The sequence below is a fragment of the Rhizobium sp. T1470 genome (assembly GCF_042140505.1).
GTDB lineage: Bacteria > Pseudomonadota > Alphaproteobacteria > Rhizobiales > Rhizobiaceae > Rhizobium > Rhizobium favelukesii.
On sequence record NZ_CP148096.1, the window covers coordinates 120,905 to 143,020 of the forward strand.

Genomic DNA, 22,116 nt, shown 5'->3' on the forward strand with positions numbered 1-22,116 from the left:
TACTTGGATCAGGAATTTGAGAGGGGAAGATGTGGCGCAGCAGCTGAGCGACCTACATTTAGGCCGTAGTGCAATTCGGCGTACGTCCATGGGTGGGTCGATGCGCATGCCGGTGCAGCCTTCCCTGCGAGACAACAACATCAGCAGCGCGCGCCACAGCATAGCACTGTTGCATGGATCAGACTTTGGGCGAGGCAACCCTATCCGCTGCATTTTTCATGCAACGCGCTCGAACTTGGGCCGGCCAAGTTCTGTCATCCGGTTAAGAACACGGACGCCAATCTTTGCTTCAGTCTTCTGATTGTCAAAATGTCGCGCTTTGAGTTTGGGCCCGATCACAGCCTTCCATCGACCCATCTGGGTCTCAGCGCGACTGCGCTTGTTGTAGCCGGTGGATTTCTGCCATGCCATCCGCCCTTTGGTCTGGATTTCTGCAATATGGCGATCGCGGACAGGTGGAACCAGCACCGATTGAGGGCTGGCAACGGCAGTCTTGGGAGGTGGGATAATGACCTCCACGATCTCACCAAAGCGTGTCGCCAGAAGATCTCGAGTTGGCGTTCCATCATAGGCGCCGTCGGCAATGAACTTCTCGACGGGGCCACCGATCTGGTCCAGAAGTCCTGATAACGCTGTCGGATCGCCGACATCATCCGCGGTCAGATGTCAGATCGGAACAAACAATCTCACCACTGACAAGATTGAGACCAAGGTGCAGTTTGCGCCATCTTTTGCGTTTGGCCTTGGTTTTGTGCTTGTTTTCCAACCACTCGCCCTCGCCGAAGACCTTCAAGCCGGTGCTGTCGACAACCAGATGTTGTGGCTCGGGACTTTGTCGACGGCAACGCCAGCCCTTTGCTCCGGCGAGACAGGGTGGAGAAGTCAGGCACGGCAATATCGAACCCCATCAGCGCCGCGACACTGCGCATCAAGCCTTGGGTCTGGCGTAGCGCCAGCCCGTAGACGACGCGCAGGGTCAAGCACAACGTAATCGCCAGATCCGAGTATTTCGGCTGACCACCCCGCGATGTCCGCCTCCGCGCCGTCCATAAAGACAGGGCCTCATCCTTCACCCAATGGTCAAATCACCACGTTGACGCAGGCTTTCATTATATGCCGGCCAATTCGTCACTTGATATTTCTGCTTGGCAATCTTGTCCCGCCGAGCGGCATTGAACGTGTGCGGCATCGTCGAAATCCCGATCAGGAGACTGAAAACAATCGCTCAATATCAGTCGCCGGGTGATCCACGCAACAACGCCGCAAACCGCGGCCTGATGCTTGCGTGTGACGTCGTCATCGGTAAGCAGTTCGGCCAGCCGGTCGAACGGAAGGACGGCGTCGAGTTCTTCGGGGCGGCGCAGGATCGCATCCTCGCCGATTGTCACAGGACAGTTTCCCTTTACCACATGAACGTCGTTCCGATTGGCCCCCTCCTTCCTACCGCTCTTCACGCGTATGCCAAAGCCGCAGCGCGTAGGTCGTCGACTGCCGAATCTCATACCGTATTTCGTAACGGCCAACGAGAATTCGCCGAACCTCTCGTGGGTCGAATTCCTCCAGCCGTTAGCCGGTGCGCGGTTGTTCGAGCAGGCGTACTGGAGCGCTTGTCAACGATTGCACAGTGCGAGCAGCAGCTTGCCGATTTACAGGTGCCAGGAAATCATGGGCCCTATATCGGAGACTGCCTTACGCGTCCACTCGAGCTTCATCACAGCGGCAAGGGTAGCGGCTTGTCGCTGTCAAGACTGTCGGCCCAGGCCTGGACGGCATGGTGCTCGATCACGCGGCCAGCGTCGACGTCGGCAAGCGCTTCCAGCGTCAAGCGTCGGCGCTCCTCTTCCTGATCGACCCAGGCGGTCAGCGCCTGCTTGACGATCCACCCGCGCGAGCGCTCAAGGCGGGCGGCGAGCTGATCGACTTTCTCGGCGAGCGGCAGTGGCACGTGCGAGGGCAGCACCTTGGTTTCCATGTTTGGCTCCATCGAATCATTGTCAATCATTATGATTAATATTGATTACCATTGGAGCAAAATCAAGGTTGAGCCGCCACGGCCGAGTGAAACGGTTGTTTGTTGGCGCAGCCTCTCGCACCGCGCTCGACGGCCCGCTCGATGAGTACGTTTATCGGCATGCCATCCGCGGGCGATCCTGCGCCGCTTTTCTAGCCGTACCTGCGGATGGAAAGCGTGTGCGGACATCGCTTGGGACGTTCCCCTTTTGATGATCCGCCTCGGAGGCGCATCAAAGGCGCCGCTAAAAACCGGTCGATACAAGTAGAGAGAATGAAATCGATTCCTCGCATTGAGCGCACCCATGCTTGCGCGCTCGCCGTCGAAACCCACGAAAACTGGATGGAGGCCAATCGCTACATCAACATGGACGATCTGCGAGAGCACAAGAAACTCGCACTCCGTTAAGCCGCATGACCAGCACTCATGACCGCCCAATTTTGCGGAACTTGACGCACACAACCCTAAAAAAGGGAGGATAGCACCCCTTTTCTCGTAAGAGTAGTACGTCCATAGGTCGACGACCGCAACGCAGTTCTCTCGGGCTGGTGGTTAACAGCCGCCGACCTCACCAAGGAATAGAGATATGGACGAGCTTTCTTGCAGGCGAAAAAATCTTGCATCGGTCGACTTGAACCTCCTGGTTGCGCTGGAAGCCTTATTGGAGTACCGGCACGTCACTCATGCGGGACAGCATGTCGGCAAGAGCCAACCTGCGATGAGCCGGGCGTTGGATGCCCTTCGCGGCGTATTTAACGATGATCTCTTGGTCCGGGGCTCAAGTGGATATGTCCTGACTCCGGAGGGCCAACGACTGGCCGAGTTACTGCCATCGGCGTTGAACATGATTCGAAGAATGGTCACGAATGACAGCTCCACCGCCAAGGAATGGCGGTCGAAAACAACGGTGGCGATGCCTGATCACCAAACGATGATTTTGCTACCGCGTCTCATGCAGCGCGCTCCTCATCTTGAGATCGTTCCCCAGTCACTCTCCAAAAGCGTTCTGCGGGGACTTGAGCAGGGTGACGTTGATCTCGCCGTGGGTCAGCTTGATGCCGTTCCGCCAAGCTATTTGCGGCGCAGCCTCTATACTGACCAGTTCGTGTCCTTGCTCCGCCATGACCACCCAGCACTTGCGCGTGCGTGGACAATCGAGAGCTTTATGGCGCTTCGCCACACGGCCGTCAGTTCAAACTCCAACAACCAAGGAAGTCGAATCTTCGATGAACTGCCAGAATTGCAATTGCCTGATCACAATCCGATGCGGCTTTCTCATGTACTAACGGCAGCGATGGTGGTTGCGACGACCGATCTAGCCCTGATGGTGCCGCGGCGGGCCGCGAACCTAATTTCAGCCATGCTGCCGCTTACAGCTGTCGATCCACCTCTGGAACTCAAACCCTATGAGGTCATGCTGATTTGGCATGAGCGGTGCCATCACGATCCGAAGCATAAATGGCTGCGTGGCCAGTTCGCAGCTGCGGTGGCGCCAGGAGCACACTGCGAATAGGACAGGGGATAAATGCCAGGGATCGTTGTCGAGTCTATGTAGACGACATGTTCAGGGGCGGATTATCTGTTCGCTGCACGACGCAGGGCGCGACCACAACAATAACCCCGCAGAACTACGAAGGCAAAGATTGAGTATGAAAAGACCTGCTCGAGCTTCTTCCATATTTCTTTTGATCAGGATTCTGCATGTGCCTGCTCACTTCTCAATGTTGGCTTGCAGGGTCGCTGTGGTGTAGCCAGTACTGTGATCCCGAAACGATTCTTCAGCTCCACGACAGGCCTTTATCTCGTGCTGACGATAGCACTGTCTCTAAGCTGTTGGTCCTTTATTCGGTTCGAACGCTACGGACTAGAAAACCGAAGATCAGCCACGCAGGTCTCTGAAGCTTTGAGCTTGTCAGCAAAAGCCCGGGTGGGCATCGTTCGGGTCGCCGGCTGGATTCGCCTCGACAGCAAGACTAATGATGTCGAGCCGCCGTATGACCGCGAAATCACATTAATTATCAACAATATTGACCGTCTGCAGATGCTCGGGTTCCTACGCCCGCAGGAAATCAGTCTTTTGCACCAGACCCGCGACCTCATAATGGCCCATATTATGCCAATCGCTGTGAGCGGCAGAGGCTACGACCAAGCTCTCCGGTACGCAGATGAGGTTGAGGAAAACTTGGCCCGAATTTCTGATGTTGCAGCCGTCCACCGCAGGGAAGTCAAAGAGAAAGCAGAGTTCAAGAGAACCTTAAGACGTCGCTATTTCGCGTTCGTACTAATCCTTGTTGTACTCATTTCTGGCGCTATATTAATTGCGCAAAATGCGGAGTTCGAAAAGCGCCGCAATGGATACGTTCGGTCCGTTGCATTATTACACTCGCACATGACTAGGTCGCGAATTGCTGCACTTAGATTGTTTCTCGACTATGTTAATGATCAGCATTCGCCTGCGCCTGAAATGCTTAGGGCTGCGCTAGAAGCGGTGAAGGAACTAGAGGCTATCAATAGCGGGCTTGTACGCATTGTCAATTCAGAGCGGGTCGCCCACACAGAGGCACTCGGCGAACTTCTTCAAGGGATTCGTGTCCCATTGGATACCGAAATGGGATTAGAAATCGGATTAGAAATCGAAAGTAACGCGAAATACCTGCAAGTTTCTGCCATTCAGGTTCACCTGATTGTCGAAGAGCTCGTTAACAACGCTGTGACTGCTGTTGCCGGAAAACAGACCAAACAAATCACAATCCGCGCGCGCCTTCTTAATCGGCACTTCTCGTTCGCGAATAAGCTCCTCATTCAAGTCGCGGATAGGGGTGGTGGCATGACCTCAGATATTTTAGACAAAGCCGCAACGCCATTTTTTTCAACCCGTGCCGGATCTCACGTTGGCCTGGGTTTGACAAGCTGCATAGAAATGGTGAAGGCGATGCAAGGCAAGGTTAAAATTGATTCGACACCCGGCGTTGGCACCGTCGTAAGTGTTCTGTTACCGCTCAACAACCAGAGGTGACGCTCACATGGCAGGGCTGTATTGCGTCCACTGGTTGATCTGGCATGCCTCGGTCCCGACGAAACGGACGGAGATCGCGAAACGCAACAACCTACCGAAGAAGTTCCTTGATACGATCCTGCTCGAGCTTCGCAACGAGAGAATCCTGCGATCGAAAAAGGGCCCGAGCGGCGGTTACTCTCTATCCAGGCCAGCCTCGCAGATCATGATCGGCCAGGTAATCCGTGCACTCGACGGACCGCTCGCCCCCTGTTATGCAGCGTCAGCCATAACAGCGCCAAAACGGCATCGTCGATCTTGTCCCCATCGATCTCCATGAACCGACCTTAACACGCGCGGCACCCAAATCCCGCGGCCCTGCTCGAATGGATACCGTCAAGGCGAAATCTCCGCGGTAACAATCGGCCGGTTACGACGCACCAGCACGTGCACGCGTCGATAGCCATAGCGGACGCGTGTCTGGGCAATCTCCTTGATACTGGCTTTCAGTTGGGCCTGCGCGCCACGCTTCGACTTTAATGATAAAGCGAGGTATCGATCAGCAACGTGGCGCAGGCACGCCGGATCGAAACTTTCCAGTCCTTGTGAACGTCATCGACAAGCCGTCGGCGACGGGCAGGCCTTAAGAGCTTTCGCTTCGCTTGATGACATCCTGCAGCATCACCTTGTCGAGCATCAAGTTGGCGTCGATCTTCTTGGCGTTGTTGCGTGGATCACCCGGCGACTGATATTGAGCGGTTGTTTTCAGTCTCCTGATCGGGATTTCGACGATGCCGCACACGTTCAATGCCGCTCGGCGGGACAAGATTGCCAAGCAGAAATATCAAGTGACGAATTGGCCGGCATATAATGAAAGCCTGCGTCAACGTGGTGATTTGACCATCTGGGTGAAGGATGAGGCCCTGTCTTTATGGACGGCGCGGAGGCGGACATCGCGGGGTGGTCAGCCGAAATACTCGGATCTGGCGATTACGTTGTGCTTGACCCTGCGCGTCGTCTACGGACTGGCGCTACGCCAGACCCAAGGCTTGATGCGCAGTGTCGCGGCGCTGATGGGGTTCGATATTGCCGTGCCTGACTTCTCCACCCTGTCTCGCGTATAGCGCGGCGATCTGGATGAGAGGCGCGCGACAATCTGGATGAGAATCCCGTGTGTCGCTGGCTGGGTGAGTTTATCTGTTTGATTGACGCTCGCAAGCGTCATTCATTGGTCTGATTGACGCTCCGCGACAATCTCGTTTGTGTTGTTGATTGTCGCGTAGGAGGACGGTCTTCCACGTTGGCGTTTTGCCTCCATGGCAGAGCGACGCCTGTAACTTTCGACGTTCATCTCGAAGATCGTTGCGTGATGAACAAGCCGGTCCACCGCGGCGAGCGTCATCGCCGGATCCGGGAATACACGGTTCCATTCTCCAAACGGCTGGTTTGCCGTAATCAGCATGGATTTACGCTCGTATCGCGCGGAGATCAGTTCAAACAGAACGCTTGTTTCGGCCTGATCCTTGGTGACGTAAGCAAGATCATCGAGAATGAGCAGATCGAATCTTTCGAGCTTGTTGATCGCGGATTCCAGTTGAAGTTCGCGGCGAGCGACCTGAAGCTTTTGAACAAGTTCCGTCGTGCGCGTGAAGAGAACCCGCCAACCATTTTCGACAAGTGCCAGCCCGATGGCGGCCGCCAAATGACTCTTGCCTCCGCCTGGTGGGCCGAACATCAGGACATTAGCGCCCTTAGCGATCCATGCGTCGCCAGCGGTGATCGCCATGACCTGGGCTTTCGAGATCATTGGCACGGCATCGAAGTCGAAGCTGTCAATGGTCTTGCCGGGCGGCAGTCTTGCCTCAGCGAGATGACGTTCAATCCTGCGCCGGTCTCGTTCCGAGAGCTCGTGCTCGGCGATGGCCGCAAGGAAGCGCGCTGCTGGCCAGCCTTCCTTGTCGGCCTGTTCAGCAAATTGCGGCCACAGAACTTTGATCGCTGGCAGGCGGAGTTCATTGAGCAGCAGGGAAAGGCGTGCGGCGTCGACGGAGCTGCTATTCTTCATGCTGCATCTCCCATCTCGTTCGATGCGAGCAGAACTTCGTAGCTGGAAAGAGGAGCCAGTTGGACGACGACACCGGGTATCGCGGCCGGATCGGGAGCGAACAGTGCGTTCAGGCGCTGCATGTTCGGCAGTTTACCGGCGTCGAGACTGAGCTGAAGTTGGTCGGCGAGTTCAGCCTCGCAGCCGCGGTCATGCGCAAGTGCGAGGAGCTCGACCATCAACTTATACCAGCGTGAGCGATCTCTGACTCTTTTTGAGGTTTCCAAATCAGTTGAGTTCTGAATCAATACCGCAAACGGAGGTTTGCGGATGACATCAGGAATTCCACTGCGCGATGACTTCGACGGCTTCGCTCTTCGGGCGTTGGCCAAAGGCACGAAGGATGCGGCACAGGCTCGGCGGCTTCTTGCCCTTGCCGAAATCTATGATGGCCATTCCCGCAGCGATGCGGCCAGGATCGGAGGCGTGACCCTGCAAATTGTCCGCGACTGGGTTATTCGCTTCAATGCGCGTGGCCCGTCGGGGCTCATCAATGGCAAAGCACCCGGCAATCAAGGAAAGCTTTCCGACGTGCATCGCCAGGCTTTGGCAAAGATCGTCGAAAGTGGCCCGATACCGGCGGTGCATGGCGTTGTGCGCTGGCGGCGCAAGGATCTTGCTCAATGGCTGTTCCAAGAATATCGGATATCCGTCGATGAAACGACCATTGGCCGCGAATTGAAGGCGCTCGGCTTTGCAAAGCTGTCTGCCCGCCCGCGCCATTACGCCCAGAACGAAGGCGACCTGGAGAGTTTTAAAAAAAGTTCCCCGCCACACTGGCAGCCATCAAAGGCAGGCTCCCGAAGAACGTCGAGATTGAGCTCTGGTGGGCCGACGAAGCTCGGATAGGCCAAAAGAACAAGATCACCCGGCGATGGGCACGCAGGGGAACAAGGCCTTCGGCACCACACGATCAACGCACGATGTGGACCTATATCTTCGGCGCTATCTGCCCCAAGAAGGGCAAAGGTGCGGGTCTCGTTCTTCCCTACTGCGACACCAGCGCCATGAACCAGCATTTGATCGAAATCAGCCAGGCCGTCGATGACGGCGCTCATGCCGTGCTGATCGTTGATCAGGCGGGGTGGCATGTCACGCCGAAGCTCGATGTGCCCGACAACATCACACTGCTCTTCCTGCCGCCACGCTCGCCCGAATTAAATCCCGTCGAGAACGTGTGGCAATTTCTGCGTGACAACTGGTTGTCCAACCGGATCTTCAAAGATTACGAGGACATCGTCGCCCATTGCTGCGACGCATGGAACAAGCTGGTCGCTCAGCCGTGGAAGATCATGTCGATTGGAATGCGTGACTGGGCGCACCGGTTTTGATTAGCGCTCGTTGGTATTACACGCCTGCTTCTCTGGCATCCGTTCAATCAAGAGGTCGAAGGTCTGCCGATACGATTGCCGTGGAAAGAGCTGATCGCGATAAACAAGGCCGAGCAGAGCCATGGGTTTGCGGCGCAGCGAATGAATGACATGCCGATAGTCGACGATCTGACTATGCTTGCCACTGGAGTGAGCGCGCCCTCGGGGCAGTGTCATCAATGGTGTTCCGCCGACAAACAGATCAAGGCGATCGTCGAAAAGGCGAATGCGCAGCGTGTGTCCGATCAGTCGGGAAGGAACTGTGTAGAAGACTTTACGCAGTGTGAAGCCCCCGGTGCGCGCGACACGCAGAACGATCTCCTCGAAATCGGTCGTTCGTCTTTCGGGCAAACGTTGCAGATGCGTTCGTTCCACATCGGTTCGCTTGCCCTTCAGCGCATTGCGACGGCCGATAATCTCATCGATGAAGCTGCGATAGCTGTCGAGGTCGTCGAAATCATTTGAACCTCGCATCAAGAGTGCGTCTTTAATCGCACTCTTGAGATGGCCATGGGAGCTTTCGATCGAGCCGTTCTCATGGGCGATACCCTTGTTGTTGCGCGTCGGCGTCATCAGGTAGTGCTCGCAGAGCTGCTCGTAGCGTTGCGTCAAATCCCGCTTTGCGTCGTTGTCGAGATTGCGGAAAGCAGCAGAGAGGCTATCCGTTCGGTGGTTCAATGGTGCCCCACCCACCGACCACAAAGCATTCTGCAAACCTTCCGCCAGGGCGACAAAGCTCTCTCCGCCCAAGATGACGTGCGCATGCTCAAAGCCGGACCAGACAAGACGAAAGTGATAAAGAAGATGATCAAGCGGCGCAGCGGCGACGCGAACGCCAATGCTGCCCATATCGGTGAAGTCGGATAGTCCAAGCCTGCCTGGCTCATGAACCTGCCGAAAGATAACCTCCTGTTCTTGGCCATGTATTGACCGCCATGCACTGATCCGCCTCTCCAGAGTCCGCCGAATTCCCTGTCCGAGTTCCGGATGACGCCGCAGCATCTCCTCGTAGAGGGCCACAGATCGAATACCTGGCGAGGACTTCAGGATCGGCACAACTTCGGCGTCGAAGATGTCGACGAGTGGATCGGGACGCCGCCGTTCACGGGCCGGCTTCTTTTGGGATGGTAGCCTGGCATCGCTATCAAGGCGGTAGGCTGTGGCAACGCTTATGGAGGATTTGGCGGCCGCAACAGTGACCGAATGCGTCTGACGCAACTTCATAAAAAGCCTCATTTGATGATCGTTTACATGGCGACCCGGCAATCGGTGCTCCTCTCAGGAATACACCTCGATACTGGGCCGGCCGCGATACACAAACGAGCCGAAAAATCTCGCCATCAGCGCTGCTGGAACTCCGGTCGGGCTACGCCCTCCCTACGTTCCAGCAGCGCTGACAGATTCTCATCTTGATTGACGCGCATTCTCATCCTGATTGTCGCGCCGCACTCGCCGGAGCAAAGGGCTGGCGTTGCCGTCGACAAAGTCCCGAGCCACAACATCAGGTCCGGCCCATCTGGTTGTCGACAGCACCGGCTTGAAGGTCTTCGGCGAGGGCGAGTGGTTGGAAAACAAGCACAAAACCAAGGCCAAACGCAAAAGATGGCGCAAACTGCACCTTGGTCTCAATCTTGTCAGTGGTGAGATTGTTTGTTCCGATCTGACATCTGACCGCGGATGATGTCGGCGATCCGACAGCGTTATCAGGACTTCTGGACCAGATCGGTGGCCCCGTCGAGAAGTTCATTGCCGACGGCGCCTATGATGGAACGCCAACTCGAGATCTTCTGGCGACACGCTTTGGTGAGATCGTGGAGGTCATTATCCCACCTCCCAAGACTGCCGTTGCCAGCCCTCAATCGGTGCTGGTTCCACCTGTCCGCGATCGCCATATTGCAGAAATCCAGACCAAAGGGCGGATGGCATGGCAGAAATCCACCGGCTACAACAAGCGCAGTCGCGCTGAGACCCAGATGGGTCGATGGAAGGCTGTGATCGGGCCCAAACTCAAAGCGCGACATTTTGACAATCAGAAGACTGAAGCAAAGATTGGCGTCCGTGTTCTTAACCGGATGACAGAACTTGGCCGGCCCAAGTTCGAGCGCGTTGCAAAAATGCAGTGGATAGGGTTGCCTCGTCCAAAGTCTGATCCATGCAACAGTGCTCATCCGACCCTCGTCTCGATCTATGGAATGAACTTCGAATTCATGCCTGAAATGCAGTTGAAGCGGGCTACCCGCTGGCGATCGTGCTCTCGGAAATTTTGCCGTTCCTATACTTCAAAAGGCGAGGCTGGCTTTAACCGCACCCGCATGACCTTGGCTGACCTCGCGCGGCCTGGAAGAGGTGATGCCGGATGAAACAGAGTATCATCTCTTGCGAGCGAAGAGGCCCAGACTGTCAGGAGCGCGTGATTGGTTCGACTAAACATTTGTTGCGCATGGCCGGCCGTCGCATGCGATTAGCCCGCGCCCCTCTAATCGCTTCCGCTGCCCGTTCGCTCTGGGAAGCTCTGTCAAATTATCACCTGCTCGCCCAATTCGACGACCCGGTTTGCGGGGAGATGGAAGTAATCCGTAGGGTCAATCGCCGATCCTGCCATCGCGATGAAAAGCCTATCCTGCCACTTCGGCATGCCCGAGTTTGGGTCCGGAACGAGCTTGCGGCGGCCTAGATAAAACGACGTCGTCATGATCTCGAACTTGAATCCTTCCTTCCGGCAATGCGCCAGTGCCCTTGAGACATTCTGATCGTCCATGAAACCGAAGCGCAGTTCCAGCTTGCTAAACCGGTCAGAGAGCTTTGTGAGCGTGTAGCGATCCTCTTCCGGAACGTAGGGCACCCTCGCAGTCTTGATGCTCAGGATAACGTTGTGTTGATGCAGGACATGATTGTGCTTGATGTTGTGCAAGAGCACAGTGGGCGTCGTGTCCGCTGTAGCGGTCAGGAATATCGCTGTTCCAGGGACTAAGACCGGGGCGTGCTCGGATTTCCGCTCGATGGCGGCTATGAACTGATTGAGAGGGACCTCCGAGCGGGTTGTTTTCTCTCGTAGCAGCCTGACACCTTTGCGCCAGGTCCACATCATCGCCATCAAGGTGCCGGCGATGAGGATCGGCACGTACCCGCCATCATGGATTTTGAAGAGATTGGCACCGAGGAAGAAAAGTTCAAGCAAGAACAGAGGCAGCAGGACCGCAGTCGCGGTGATTATGGACCAGTCCCACTGATGCCGAATAAATTCGAAGGCGAGGACGGTCGTCACCACCATGGCGCCGGTGACCGATATGCCATAGGCGGTGGCAAGCGATTCAGAGCTGCCGAACACAAACATCAGAATAAGGACGCCGGTCAGCAGCGCCGTGTTGACCAGGGGCAGATAAATCTGGCCGGTCTCCGTTTCCGAAGTGAAGCAGATCTCGAACCTCGGCAGGAAACCGAGGTGGATCGCTTGCCGCACGAGCGAGAATGCTCCGGTGAGCACCGCCTGACTGGCGATGATTGTCGCGGCCGTCGCAAGGATGACCGCCGGCAGTAAGGCCCAGCTTGGAAACATCAGGAAGAAGGGATCGGACGCAGCCTCGGGGTGAGCGAGTACCAGCGCGCCTTGGCCGAGATAGTTCAATGCCAGTGCCGGAAACACAACCGAAAACCAGGCCACCTGAATCGGACGGCGCCCGAAGTGGCCGAGATCGGCATAAAGCGCCTCGGCTCCGGTCACTGTGAGAAAGACCGCGCCCAGCACAATGAAGCCGACAAGGCCGGCATTCCACAGAAAGGAGACTGCGTGGGTCGGATTAAAGGCCGCGAGGATTCCCAAATCGTCGCCGATATGGGCGACACCGACCGCTCCCATGGCCAGAAACCACACGAGCGTGATCGGCCCAAAGAAAATCGAGACGGCGCCAGTGCCATGGGACTGAATGGCGAACAGCAGCACCATGATGCCGACGGAGATCGGCAGCACGTAATCGTTAAATGCTGGCGTGACGAGTTTCAGCCCCTCGACAGCCGAGAGTACTGACAGTGCCGGCGTGATCATCGCATCGCCAATGAAAAGGGCGGCGCCGAGGATGCCGGCCACGAACATGACCGTCGCGTGCTTTGGCGCCTTCTTCGTGAGCAGGGCGAGCAGAGACAGCATGCCCCCTTCGCCGTCGTTGTCCGCCCGAAGCAGGAACAGCACGTACTTGAAAGTCACGATGATCGTCAGAGTCCAGAGCATCAACGAAATGAGGCCGATGACCTCTTCCCGCCCCACGCCACCAGCGGAAAACAGGCGAAGCGCTTCGCGGAACGCGTAGAGCGGGCTCGTTCCGATATCACCATAGACGACGCCGATCGATCCAAGTGTGAGTGCCAGGAGGCGCCGGGTTTCGTTCGAGTGATTGGGGGAATTGGTCATGAGAACTCTCGTCAAAAAACGCGCAGACTGGGGCGTTGGTGCATGGATCGGGACTTGAGCGGATCTGGATCTGTGATGGGGCTATCTATGTGGTTGGTCCATTGCGGCGATGGATTTTTAGCTTAGGGCGTGCGCATGCAAGCATACGATTGAGGGCGGCGCAGCCGATGGCCACTTCCGTCTGCTGAGCGTGAAACGACCGAGCCCGCAGACGCCGCCCGATGATGGACTTGTATCGGCCGATGGCAGTCTCGACCAGCGAGCGCTTGCCGTAGCCGGTGGAGACCTGCCATTTCATTCGCCTGTCTCTGCTGATTGCAGCGATATGCTGATCCCTTTGTCCGGGAGATTGATCGCCGGCTGGTTCGATCGCGTTGGCGCGCGGGGGAATGACGATGACGGCAGCCGCACTGTGGTCGGTGACCGCGTCGTAGGTGGGCTTCCCGTCATAGGCGCCGTCGGCTGTGAACTGCCCGATCCGACCATCGATCTGGTTGAGCAACGGCTCCACCTGCGATGCGTCGCCCGCGTCCTGGTCGGTCATCGTATGTGCAATGATCTCGCTGCTATCGGCATCCAGCGCCACATGCAGCTTTCGCCAACCACGGCGGGATCTGGCGCCATGCTTCTCCTCCAACCATTGGCCCGCGCCGTAGACCTGCAGTCCAGTGCTGTCGACAAGAATATGCACTGGCCCGTCCGGTCGACCCTGGAGGTCATGCGCCTTGTTGGGCGATTGCCATGTTCGCGCCCGACGGCTCAGGGTGGTATGATCGGGGACAGCGAGCGCCAAGCCCATCAAGGGCAGCACCGATCCTAATAATCCTTCGACCTGACGCAGCCGCAAGCCGAACACCAGGCCCAGCGTCAAGCCGGTCTCGATGGCTAGATCGGAATAACGAGGCTGGCCACCACGCGTCGCTGGGCGTGGAGCAAGCCACATGGCAAGCACCTCCGGTGTCAGCCACAGGGTCAAGCTGCCACGTCGCCGTAACCCCGCCTCATATTCCGGCCAGTTCGTCACCTTGAATCTCATCCTGCCGATGCGAAGGTTGCCGATCGCCTACACCACGACCGCTAAGCGATCCGTGCACCAACGCGGACTAGAGTCCGACGATCGATTCCCCACCTGTACTGCCCATCGCGGGCTCTCCTTTGACACATCAGCCAGTATCATACGGCAGAGTCGTCTCTCGCCGTCATGCAAGATTGGTATTCCATGATAATCACGGCGAGTGGGACGATTACATCGGGCGAAATGAAAACTGACCCTGGCATTGCCTCAAGCAGAGATGGCATGGCGCGCTGTCCGCGGATGGTGGATGGCGAGGTGGAGTCGTCAAAAGCCTCGACAGTTTCGACTTCGCCGCTATCCCGAAGCTCAACAAGATGCAGGTGCTGGAGTTGGCCCGATGCGAGTGGATCGAGCGACGCGAGAACGTCATTGCTCTCGGTCCCAGCGGCACGGGCAAGACGCATGTAGCGCTCGGCCTCGGTCTGGCCGCCTGCCAGAAGGGTCTGTCCGTCGGCTTCACCACGGCGGCTGCCCTGGTCAGCGAGATGATGGAGGCGCGTGACGAGCGGCGTCTGCTTCGGTTCCAGAAGCAGATGGCAGCCTACAAGCTCCTGATCATCGACGAGCTGGGCTTTGTGCCGCTGTCAAAGACCGGCGCGGAATTACTGTTCGAACTGATCTCGCAACGCTACGAGCGGGGTGCCACCCTGATCACCAGTAATCTGCCTTTCGACGAATGGACGGAAACTCTGGGATCCGAGCGCCTGACCGGCGCGCTGCTCGCTCGCATCACCCACCACGTCAACATCCTCGAGATGAACGGCGACAGCTATCGTCTCGCTCAAAGCCGCGCCCGCAAGGCTGGCTGAAACCCCTCTCCAGAAAGCGCCGCGCGCGCATGAGACCCCCGCTCGGGCTACGCCCTCCCGGGGGTCTCATGCGCGCACCACAGTGGCCGACTTTTGCTCCGCCGTTGACACTCCTCTTTCAGCCGGGTTCTTCTTCTCCATCTTCGGCGTGGCACGATTCGGAACATTCTCCTTCGGAGCCACACCAAGAGCTCCGTGAGAAAACCTCCTCGCCCTTGTAGTTGGCCAGGGTCTGCAGCAAATCCTCTAGCCAGGGCTGCTTTGTGCTGTCCGGGACAGGCAGTCCGTCCACCAGCTTGAGTGCGAGCTCGAGCAACTCCCCCGCGCGAGCTTTATTGCCGCTCTGATAGTAGTAGGGAGCGACCCACCGATAATAAGACGCCTTTGCGTCGTCTTTCAGCCCTGTCAGTGCAAGGATGTGTTCGGAGAGCTCCTTGCCCATAGCGAGGCGCTCGACAGACGGAAAGTCCGGGTAATCATACGCTGGATCGAAGAGTTGGTTCAACGCCCCCAACAGCCAATCTTCGGCGTTTCTGTCGATAGCGTCACGAACCAGTTGCCATAGTACGGGCAGGCCGGCCTGCATGTCGCCCATTTTGTGAAGCAACAAGCGCACATGAGCCGCGCGGATTTGGAAGCTATCTGGAAGCAAAGCGGTGCCCTCTTCGATCACCGACAGCGCTGTCTTCCAATCCTTCACCCTATAGCCGCGCCGAATTTGTCGCCGATCGAATACATTAGCGCTTGTTCTCGCCCTTTGGCGATCCGCTCCCTTTCAGCGGCTTTTGCTTGATCGCTGGTGCGCCACGACCCGTCAAGCACTTGCGGCAGGACGGAATCGAGTCCCGCCGGATGACCGATAAAGGCGATGTGGCTATCTCGGTCGACCACAAATGAGGATGGAATTCCGAAAGAAAAGCTCGCCTCCATCCATAGCTTTTTCATTTCGCCTGTGCAGTCGAGCCCGATCCTGAAGTTCAACGGCGGGAATTTTTCCGTCAACCATGCGTCCAGATGCGCTTGAACCTCATCGGCTGTTGCCGCCTCTTCATCTGCCGCCACGCCAACGACCTCCAGCCCGCTGTCTCTGTACTTCTCCTGCAGCTGTATCAGATAGGGCATCGCCGACACACATGGTCCGCACCAGGTCGCCCAAAAGTCGACAATGTACACTCTGTCGGGCTGAAAGCTCGCAAGGGGCTTGCCACGTACCCAGTGTTGCACTTCAAGAGCAGGCGCCAGGGAGTTCATTTGCAAGATCGGATCGTTCGTTGAAGGTGTTTGGTGTGACATAGGTTGTCGCCAGCTAGGACGAGACACTCGGTTGCAGGGGAGAGCATCGCCTGCCGCGGCGTTGTTGCGTGGATCACCCGGCGACTGATATGGAGCGGTTGTTTTCAGTCTCCTGATCGGGATTTCGACGATGCCGCACACGTTCAATGCCGCTCGGCGGGACAAGATTGCCAAGCAGAAATATCAAGTGACGAATTGGCCGGCATATAATGAAAGCCTGCGTCAACGTGGTGATTTGACCATCTGGGTGAAGGATGAGGCCCTGTCTTTATGGACGGCGCGGAGGCGGGCATCGCGGGGTGGTCAGCCGAAATACTCGGATCTGGCGATTACGTTGTGCTTGACCCTGCGCGTCGTCTACGGGCTGGCGCTACGCCAGACCCAAGGCTTGATGCGCAGTGTCGCGGCGCTGATGGGGTTCGATATTGCCGTGCCTGACTTCTCCACCCTGTCTCGCCGGAGCAAAGGGCTGGCGTTGCCGTCGACAAAGTCCCGAGCCACAACATCAGGTCCGGTCCATCTGGTTGTCGACAGCACCGGCTTGAAGGTCTTCGGCGAGGGCGAGTGGTTGGAAAACAAGCACAAAACCAAGGCCAAACGCAAAAGATGGCGCAAACTGCACCTTGGTCTCAATCTTGTCAGTGGTGAGATTGTTTGTTCCGATCTGACATCTGACCGCGGATGATGTCGGCGATCCGACAGCGTTACCAGGACTTCTGGGACCAGATCGGTGGCCCCGTCGAGAAGTTCATTGCCGACGGCGCCTATGATGGAACGCCAACCCGAGATCTTCTGGCGACACGCTTTGGTGAGATCGTGGAGGTCATTATCCCACCTCCCAAGACTGCCGTTGCCAGCCCTCAATCGGTGCTGGTTCCACCTGTCCGCGATCGCCATATTGCAGAAATCCAGACCAAAGGGCGGATGGCATGGCAGAAATCCACCGGCTACAACAAGCGCAGTCGCGCTGAGACCCAGATCGGTCGATGGAAGGCTGTGATCGAGCCCAAACTCAAAGCGCGACATTTTGACAATCAGAAGACTGAAGCAAAGATTGGCGTCCGTGTTCTTAACCGGATGACAGAACTTGGCCGGCCCAAGTTCGAGCGCGTTGCATGAAAAATGCAGTGGATAGGGTTGCCTCGCCCAAAGTCTGATCCATGTAACAGTGCTGGCTCGATGGCCGATCGTCGTTTCAGCTCCCGTCGCATGGTCGGCGTCAGCCCGCGCCGGCTTCCGGCAATCATCACCGACGCCGACCCGGTGTAATCATGACCGCGATAGCCCTTATCGACGTAGATGCGATCCGGATCGATACCACCCATGGCAACAGCCTGATCGACGGTGCGTGAGAGGGTGTGCCCGTCATAGGGATTGTCTTCGAACGCCTTGGCCGCCAGAACCAGCCCTTCGCGGTTCGTCGCCGCGATCCCTACCTTGCAACCGAACTCGTATGGCGTACGAGCCTTACCTTCGAGATGCAGACGACCTCGGGAGCATGCAGCGAATAGAGCTTGTTCTTGTCCTTCGGCTTTTGCGCCAGCAGCCGTTCGACAAGACCAAACAGCCGGGTGAAAGTCCTCTCCAGTTCGACCTTGCCGGCGATCTTGCGGCCGATATCGCGCAAGACGCGGCCAAGAAAGGTGCGCAGGCGCTTCAGTTCGCGTCGCATGCGGCGGAATTGCCGGGCATGGGCATAACGGCCGGCGCGCACCGCCGCTGCTTTCGCCAGACGCGTGTAGCTCTGCCTCAGCTCGATGCCATGCTTCTTGGCGTGACGGACCAGCATCTGCAGTGCCTTCAGATACAGCCTGCTGTCGGTCGGATGAGCGATGGCTTTCGGCTGCACCGTCGTGTCGACATTGACCCGCTCTCCACCCAGCGCTCGACCACCTCCTCATCCGACAGGTCGTGGACATGCTTCAGGTAATGCAGCCCGACCATCAGCCGCGTCGGCTTGGGGGGCCGGCCAACCGGCCGATAGAACCCACCGAACGCCTCGTCAAATCGTGCCCATGGGATCACACCGGCCAATCGCACCAGCGCCTGGCGCGGGTTGATGATCGCGTCCAGACGGTCGCGAAAAAGATCATTCTTACCGGAAGAGGGACGACTTGGCCGCATACCAAAAACACCAGAAATCAGCTACATCACCGACGATTTCCGGCAGTTTCCAATACTTCAAAACAGATGGGAATCCCTTAATCGAAGGCGTTGAGAGGTTTTTCAGCGCCGACTACATACGGGGCAAGGCCATCAACGTCGTCGAAAATCCCGGCTGTTTCAACTTGCCTGGGGCCTTGTCGGTGACGGATCGGCAGTGCGCCAGGACCTCTACGAGCGCTGGCACCGGGGTGATGTTGCGCGTAACCGCACCAACCTCTATATCACATTCGATCAAACCTCGCCGTGGAGCGAATGCTCGACATGATCCGCTCCGCAGGGGCGCCAGCGATTAATTTCTTCCGAGGGAAAACGTCATGTTTCACGAGGTTCCGGTGCGACGGTCGAGGGCTTTGCTCATCACCTTCGAAGCTGAGGGCCTGGAAGCATATGATTTCCTGTCGCGCATGGGAGGGCCTTTGAATGCAGTTAGCATGGCAATTCTCAACGCATTCTCCGACTGGCGACCATTATCAAGCGGCGTCGGCGAATTGAGCCGCGATCTCGGTAGCTATCCGAACGTGGCCGGGGAAGTCATCCGGCTGCTTGACTCCGGTTTCCTGATCGTCGCCGGAACTGCGCTTGGAGACCGGAACGACAAGTATGATCGGGAATTGCCCTGTATCTCGATGCAGGCAGCAGCATCGCTGCGATGACAGAACGGGTGCTAAATGTGCCGCCGGTTTCCCTTTTCACCACCAATGCCGATGCCGCCCGGGTCGTGTCGCTGCCGCCACCGCGCGACAACGGATGTTTCGGCGTGATGAAGGTCGGCGCAGCTATCGTGGCTGACGGGAGCGCCGCGGGAGCGATCACCAAGGAACAGTTGCGCGACTGCCTGTTCTCCGGCATCGGCATCGTGGGACTGGCGAGGACCGATCTGGGGGAGCTGCCGCTTAAGACGACGCCGTCGGGGGGCGCCAGAAATCCCTATGAAGCCTATGTACTTGCCTACAATGTCCAGGATCTTCCGAACGGCCTCTATCACTACTCGGCCCTGGACACGCTTCCCTCGGCAGAGACCGTTCTTGGTGGTCAGGACTGGTTTTCCGGTGCGTCAGCCCTGATCCTACTGGTGGCAACTTTTGCGAGGACGGCATGGAAGTACCGGCATCCCACCGGATTCCGTGTGGTGTTGATCGAGGCGGGGCACATTGCGCAAAACATGTTGCTGGCGGCGACTGCCAACGGCCTCGTTGCCACGCCCACTTGCGCATTGAACGATAACGTCATCGAGACCATGCTCGACATCGATCCAGTCATGCGATCGCCAATCTATGCGGTGGCGGTCGGCACCCGTTCGGAAACCGCAACAATAGCCGATTTGGTCGACTGGTCAGCCGTGGAACACCAGCAATGAGCATGGCGGGCGACCTGGATCCATGGCAGGTGAGCCGTGAACTGCGGGTCGATATTTTTCTGAGCCAGCCGAGGGAAGCAAGCGTCAGGCTGTGGAATGCGGCCCGTGATGTTCTGAACGAGGAGGAGCGCCAGCGTGCCCGACGCTTTGTCTTCGACCGCGACCGCGACATGTACGTCTTCAGCCATGGCCTGCTCAGGCTGTTGCTTGCCCGCTATATGGTCGCTGATCCGCGTGAACTGACTTTTGCTTCTGCACCCGGGCGACGGCCCGAACTCGTCTCGCCGTCCTCTGCTCCGATCCGCTTCAACCTCTCTCATACCGATGGATTGGTGGGCTGCATCCTCACGCAAAAAGCCGATTGCGGCCTGGATGTCGAGCAGATCGGCAGGGTCGACTACCGGCATCTGGTGCCGACTGTGCTTGCTCCAGAGGAGCGTTCGGCGCTGCTGGGGCTGGCGGAAGCGGATCGACCGGATCGCTTTTGTGAGATTTGGACACTGAAGGAAGCTTATCTCAAGGGGCGAGGGCTGGGCATATCCTATCCCATCCGTAATATCTCGTTTTCCGGTTTCGACGGTGATCGCCGATGTCGCGTCGTCGGTGACGAACGAGATGACGGCAGCACATGGCACTTCTGGAGCAGGCCGTTTGCGGGTGCATATTCTGCCGCGGCTGCTGTGCGAACGCAGCGCGACGACGTAAAATTCTCCGCGACCTTTATCGAAGACCTGCCGTGAGTGCGGCCGGAAGGCTGGCGGTCGCTTGGCATTTAATTAGATCGCCGGCTGGTTCGATCGCGTTGGCGCGCGGGGGAATGACGATGACGGCAGCCGCACTGTGGTCGGTGACCGCGTCGTAGGTGGGCTTCCCGTCATAGGCGCCGTCGGCTGTGAACTGCCCGATCCGACCATCGATCTGGTTGAGCAACGGCTCCACCTGCGATGCGTCGCCCGCGTCCTGGTCGGTCATCGTATGTGCAATGATCTCGCTGCTATCGGCATCCAGTGCCACATGCAGCTTTCGCCAACCACGGCGGGATCTGGCGCCATGCTTCTCCTCCAACCATTGGCCCGCGCCGTAGACCTGCAGTCCAGTGCTGTCGACAAGAATATGCACTGGCCCGTCCGGTCGACCCTGGAGGTCATGCGCCTTGTTGGGCGATTGCCATGTTCGCGCCCGACGGCTCAGGGTGGTATGATAGGGGACAGCGAGCGCCAAGCCCATCAAGGGCAGCACCGATCCTAATAATCCTTCGACCTGACGCAGCCGCAAGCCGAACACCAGGCCCAGCGTCAAGCCGGTCTCGATGGCTAGATCGGAATAACGAGGCTGGCCACCACGCGTCGCTGGGCGTGGAGCAAGCCACATGGCAAGCACCTCCGGTGTCAGCCACAGGGTCAAGCTGCCACGTCGCCGTAACCCCGCCTCATATTCCGGCCAGTTCGTCACCTTGAATTGAATTTCATCCTGCCGATGCGATGGCGGCGGGCGGCGTTATGTTTGAAAGGCATCAAGGTCACAGATCGGTTATTGAGGTTGCCGATCGCCTACACCACGACCGCTAAACGATCCGTGCACCAACGCGGAGGATCACGGGAAAATCTGGTCATGCCGCCAGATCCCACATTTTGACCGATGCCCGGTTAACGTTACGGTGCCTTCTCAGTCGGCCGGTCCTCCGCGGAAATTGAGCGCCCGCTCCAAGTACCAAGAAGGATCATCGCCGGAAGAATCTGTCTCGACATATCCTTCGTTTTCGTCGCTACTTCGTTCAATGGGATCATCGCTCTCGGCTTGAAGATACAGTCGAGGCTTGTCTGCCCGCTGCCATTCATCCTCGTTGTTCATCGTCCACTTATCGGACCGTCTAGGGTCAAGCACGAACTGGTTCTCCCCCACGTCAACAAAGCCCATCTGCTCCAGGCGGAGCTTCGCCGCATCGTTAGCAGGACGTGACATGATCAAAGGCTTCTTGCCGTCGAGCCGAAGTTGATGTTCGAGCAGAACATCGCCCGCGTTCTCAACGAGCGGGTGCGCAACTCGAAGAGACACGACCGATGAAATGTTTTTTCGGTCCGGAAAGTATTCCTTCTGCCACTCTTCCCCTTTGATGCGGAATCCTGGGTCCGTCCTTAGGAGCCCGACGCTCTTATCACCCAACCGGTAGCTGAAGTACTTCGAACCCGCCTCGTCATCTACGGTCGCACCGGCTCTAGCGACAATTGCGGTGCGCTCGGCTTTTGAGGACACGAAATCCGAGTACTCTTGAGGATTATCGGCGATGTGCTTGACATCGACACCATAGAAGTCCCTCAACTCTTGCCTGAACTCATCACTGTCTATCTCGTCGATAGGAGGTTCGGAGGTGAGGGAATACGGCCGCGTCGCCGACGACGAACCAGTCCCCGCGCGTGCAAGCGATTCCGTAAACCTCTGATTAGTCCCTCTTGCCAAATCCGCGATCCAAGCGTCGGCGTTGGGATGATTTTGTTCGGAAGTGCCGTGGGGCCGCCCCCTGCTTGTATTGT

The 22,116-nt window shown here is 57.5% G+C and carries 16 protein-coding genes and 12 pseudogenes; 14 read left to right on the forward strand and 14 right to left on the reverse strand.

Annotated elements, in window-relative coordinates; all coding sequences use genetic code 11:
• Positions 1-216: 216 nt before the first annotated feature.
• From WGT02_RS39865 to WGT02_RS39880, 4 genes and pseudogenes are all read right to left on the reverse strand, one after another.
• Positions 217-1,189: pseudogene (locus tag WGT02_RS39865) on the reverse strand (IS5 family transposase).
• On the reverse strand, positions 1,110-1,388 hold the full coding sequence (locus WGT02_RS39870) for a hypothetical protein (RefSeq protein ID WP_208250763.1): 279 nt from the start codon (positions 1,386-1,388) through the stop codon (positions 1,110-1,112). Before WGT02_RS39870 ends, WGT02_RS39865 begins: the two are co-directional and overlap by 80 nt.
• Positions 1,389-1,440: 52 nt before the next feature.
• Positions 1,441-1,712, reverse strand: a pseudogene (locus WGT02_RS39875) (type II toxin-antitoxin system RelE/ParE family toxin).
• Positions 1,712-1,972, reverse strand: a complete 261-nt coding sequence (locus WGT02_RS39880; RefSeq protein WP_208250758.1) for a ribbon-helix-helix protein, CopG family — start codon at positions 1,970-1,972, stop codon at positions 1,712-1,714. The pseudogene WGT02_RS39875 and the gene WGT02_RS39880 overlap by 1 nt, the downstream one beginning before the upstream one ends.
• A 312-nt stretch (positions 1,973-2,284) precedes the next feature.
• Between WGT02_RS39880 and WGT02_RS39885 the strand changes: the two genes are divergently transcribed.
• The 4 genes and pseudogenes from WGT02_RS39885 to WGT02_RS39900 all read left to right on the forward strand — a co-directional run.
• The gene (locus WGT02_RS39885; RefSeq protein ID WP_322885940.1) at positions 2,285-2,419 is read left to right on the forward strand and encodes a hypothetical protein; all 135 of its coding nucleotides are present in this window, start codon (positions 2,285-2,287) and stop codon (positions 2,417-2,419) included.
• Between the two features lie 178 nt (positions 2,420-2,597).
• Entirely contained in the window at positions 2,598-3,524 is a 927-nt protein-coding gene (locus WGT02_RS39890; RefSeq protein WP_208250756.1) for a LysR substrate-binding domain-containing protein, read from the forward strand.
• Between the two features lie 396 nt (positions 3,525-3,920).
• Complete coding sequence (locus WGT02_RS39895; protein WP_208250754.1) at positions 3,921-5,027, forward strand: sensor histidine kinase; 1,107 nt, start codon at positions 3,921-3,923, stop codon at positions 5,025-5,027.
• Between the two features lie 21 nt (positions 5,028-5,048).
• Positions 5,049-5,292: pseudogene (locus tag WGT02_RS39900) on the forward strand (RrF2 family transcriptional regulator); the annotation flags it as partial.
• A gap of 357 nt (positions 5,293-5,649) precedes the next feature.
• Here WGT02_RS39900 and WGT02_RS39905 read toward each other — a convergent pair.
• Positions 5,650-5,808 carry a hypothetical protein gene (locus tag WGT02_RS39905; RefSeq protein ID WP_208250752.1) on the reverse strand — a complete coding sequence of 53 codons (159 nt, stop codon included), beginning with the start codon at positions 5,806-5,808 and terminating at the stop codon, positions 5,650-5,652.
• On the opposite strand from WGT02_RS39905, the gene WGT02_RS39910 reads away from it, so the two are divergent.
• Positions 5,798-6,130, forward strand: a complete 333-nt coding sequence (locus WGT02_RS39910) for a transposase (RefSeq protein ID WP_341353114.1) — start codon at positions 5,798-5,800, stop codon at positions 6,128-6,130. The two genes, WGT02_RS39905 and WGT02_RS39910, sit on opposite strands and share 11 nt — an antisense overlap.
• Positions 6,131-6,231: 101 nt before the next feature.
• Here WGT02_RS39910 and istB (WGT02_RS39915) read toward each other — a convergent pair whose 3' ends face one another.
• Both istB (WGT02_RS39915) and WGT02_RS39920 read right to left on the reverse strand, forming a co-directional pair.
• The gene (gene istB / locus WGT02_RS39915; protein ID WP_208245483.1) at positions 6,232-7,071 is read right to left on the reverse strand and encodes an IS21-like element helper ATPase IstB; all 840 of its coding nucleotides are present in this window, start codon (positions 7,069-7,071) and stop codon (positions 6,232-6,234) included.
• Positions 7,068-7,295, reverse strand: a pseudogene (locus WGT02_RS39920) (IS21 family transposase); the annotation flags it as partial. The pseudogene WGT02_RS39920 and the gene istB (WGT02_RS39915), both read right to left, overlap by 4 nt.
• 85 nt (positions 7,296-7,380) lie before the next feature.
• Between WGT02_RS39920 and WGT02_RS39925 the strand changes: the two are divergent.
• A protein-coding gene (locus tag WGT02_RS39925; protein WP_208245220.1) for an IS630 family transposase occupies positions 7,381-8,441 on the forward strand; the annotation gives its coding sequence in 2 pieces (ribosomal slippage) (positions 7,381-7,873 and positions 7,873-8,441; 1,062 coding nt in all).
• Positions 8,442-8,459: 18 nt separating this feature from the next.
• On the opposite strand, the pseudogene istA reads toward WGT02_RS39925, so the two are convergent.
• Positions 8,460-9,716 (reverse strand): annotated as a pseudogene (gene istA, locus WGT02_RS39930) (IS21 family transposase); the annotation flags it as partial.
• A gap of 202 nt (positions 9,717-9,918) precedes the next feature.
• Between istA and WGT02_RS39935 the strand changes: the two are divergent.
• Together WGT02_RS39935 and WGT02_RS39940 are read left to right on the forward strand one after the other, a co-directional pair.
• Positions 9,919-10,591: pseudogene (locus WGT02_RS39935) on the forward strand (IS5 family transposase); the annotation flags it as partial.
• A 57-nt stretch (positions 10,592-10,648) separates the two neighbouring features.
• Positions 10,649-10,782 (forward strand): annotated as a pseudogene (locus WGT02_RS39940) (CorA family divalent cation transporter); the annotation flags it as partial.
• A 213-nt stretch (positions 10,783-10,995) separates the two neighbouring features.
• On the opposite strand, the gene WGT02_RS39945 reads toward WGT02_RS39940, so the two are convergent.
• Positions 10,996-12,885, reverse strand: coding sequence for a potassium transporter Kup (locus tag WGT02_RS39945; RefSeq protein WP_341353115.1), 1,890 nt, complete (start codon positions 12,883-12,885; stop codon positions 10,996-10,998).
• Between the two features lie 85 nt (positions 12,886-12,970).
• A complete protein-coding gene (locus tag WGT02_RS39950; RefSeq protein WP_341353116.1) occupies positions 12,971-13,921 on the reverse strand; it encodes an IS5 family transposase in 951 nt (316 codons plus the stop codon).
• A gap of 302 nt (positions 13,922-14,223) precedes the next feature.
• On the opposite strand from WGT02_RS39950, the pseudogene istB (WGT02_RS39955) reads away from it, so the two are divergent.
• Positions 14,224-14,769, forward strand: a pseudogene (gene istB / locus WGT02_RS39955) (IS21-like element helper ATPase IstB); the annotation flags it as partial.
• Positions 14,770-14,835: 66 nt separating this feature from the next.
• Here the strand turns inward: istB (WGT02_RS39955) and WGT02_RS39960 are convergent.
• Positions 14,836-16,062: pseudogene (locus tag WGT02_RS39960) on the reverse strand (TlpA disulfide reductase family protein).
• A 130-nt stretch (positions 16,063-16,192) separates the two neighbouring features.
• Here WGT02_RS39960 and WGT02_RS39965 point away from each other — a divergent pair.
• Positions 16,193-17,181, forward strand: a pseudogene (locus WGT02_RS39965) (IS5 family transposase).
• A 23-nt stretch (positions 17,182-17,204) separates the two neighbouring features.
• Here the strand turns inward: WGT02_RS39965 and WGT02_RS39970 are convergent.
• A pseudogene (locus WGT02_RS39970) lies at positions 17,205-18,186 on the reverse strand (IS5 family transposase); the annotation flags it as partial.
• Between the two features lie 154 nt (positions 18,187-18,340).
• Between WGT02_RS39970 and WGT02_RS39975 the strand changes: the two are divergent.
• The 4 genes from WGT02_RS39975 to WGT02_RS39990 are packed head-to-tail and all read left to right on the forward strand — an operon-like array spanning position 18,341 to position 20,325.
• On the forward strand, positions 18,341-18,493 hold the full coding sequence (locus WGT02_RS39975; RefSeq protein ID WP_341353133.1) for a hypothetical protein: 153 nt from the start codon (positions 18,341-18,343) through the stop codon (positions 18,491-18,493).
• Positions 18,494-18,542: 49 nt separating this feature from the next.
• On the forward strand, positions 18,543-18,881 hold the full coding sequence (locus WGT02_RS39980; protein ID WP_322885899.1) for a hypothetical protein: 339 nt from the start codon (positions 18,543-18,545) through the stop codon (positions 18,879-18,881).
• Positions 18,878-19,585 carry a SagB family peptide dehydrogenase gene (locus tag WGT02_RS39985; RefSeq protein WP_375680037.1) on the forward strand — a complete coding sequence of 236 codons (708 nt, stop codon included), beginning with the start codon at positions 18,878-18,880 and terminating at the stop codon, positions 19,583-19,585. Before WGT02_RS39980 ends, WGT02_RS39985 begins: the two co-directional genes overlap by 4 nt.
• Positions 19,582-20,325 carry a 4'-phosphopantetheinyl transferase superfamily protein gene (locus WGT02_RS39990; RefSeq protein ID WP_322885897.1) on the forward strand — a complete coding sequence of 248 codons (744 nt, stop codon included), beginning with the start codon at positions 19,582-19,584 and terminating at the stop codon, positions 20,323-20,325. Before WGT02_RS39985 ends, WGT02_RS39990 begins: the two co-directional genes overlap by 4 nt.
• Before the next feature lie 40 nt (positions 20,326-20,365).
• On the opposite strand, the pseudogene WGT02_RS39995 reads toward WGT02_RS39990, so the two are convergent.
• A pseudogene (locus tag WGT02_RS39995) lies at positions 20,366-21,099 on the reverse strand (IS5 family transposase); the annotation flags it as partial.
• Positions 21,100-21,250: 151 nt separating this feature from the next.
• Positions 21,251-22,042, reverse strand: coding sequence for a host specificity protein (locus tag WGT02_RS40000; protein ID WP_341353119.1), 792 nt, complete (start codon positions 22,040-22,042; stop codon positions 21,251-21,253).
• Positions 22,043-22,116: the final 74 nt, after the last annotated feature.

Coding starts and splice junctions, on each gene's coding strand:
- WGT02_RS39880 (WP_208250758.1), bottom strand. CDS start 1,972: ATGGAAACCAAGGTGCTGCCCTCGCACGTGCCACTGCCGCTCGCCGAG.
- WGT02_RS39885 (WP_322885940.1), top strand. CDS start 2,285: ATGAAATCGATTCCTCGCATTGAGCGCACCCATGCTTGCGCGCTCGCC.
- WGT02_RS39890 (WP_208250756.1), top strand. CDS start 2,598: ATGGACGAGCTTTCTTGCAGGCGAAAAAATCTTGCATCGGTCGACTTG.
- WGT02_RS39910 (WP_341353114.1), top strand. CDS start 5,798: ATGCCGCACACGTTCAATGCCGCTCGGCGGGACAAGATTGCCAAGCAG.
- istB (WP_208245483.1), bottom strand. CDS start 7,071: ATGAAGAATAGCAGCTCCGTCGACGCCGCACGCCTTTCCCTGCTGCTC.
- WGT02_RS39945 (WP_341353115.1), bottom strand. CDS start 12,885: ATGACCAATTCCCCCAATCACTCGAACGAAACCCGGCGCCTCCTGGCA.
- WGT02_RS39950 (WP_341353116.1), bottom strand. CDS start 13,921: ATGAGATTCAAGGTGACGAACTGGCCGGAATATGAGGCGGGGTTACGG.
- WGT02_RS39980 (WP_322885899.1), top strand. CDS start 18,543: ATGTTTCACGAGGTTCCGGTGCGACGGTCGAGGGCTTTGCTCATCACC.
- WGT02_RS39985 (WP_375680037.1), top strand. CDS start 18,878: ATGACAGAACGGGTGCTAAATGTGCCGCCGGTTTCCCTTTTCACCACC.
- WGT02_RS39990 (WP_322885897.1), top strand. CDS start 19,582: ATGAGCATGGCGGGCGACCTGGATCCATGGCAGGTGAGCCGTGAACTG.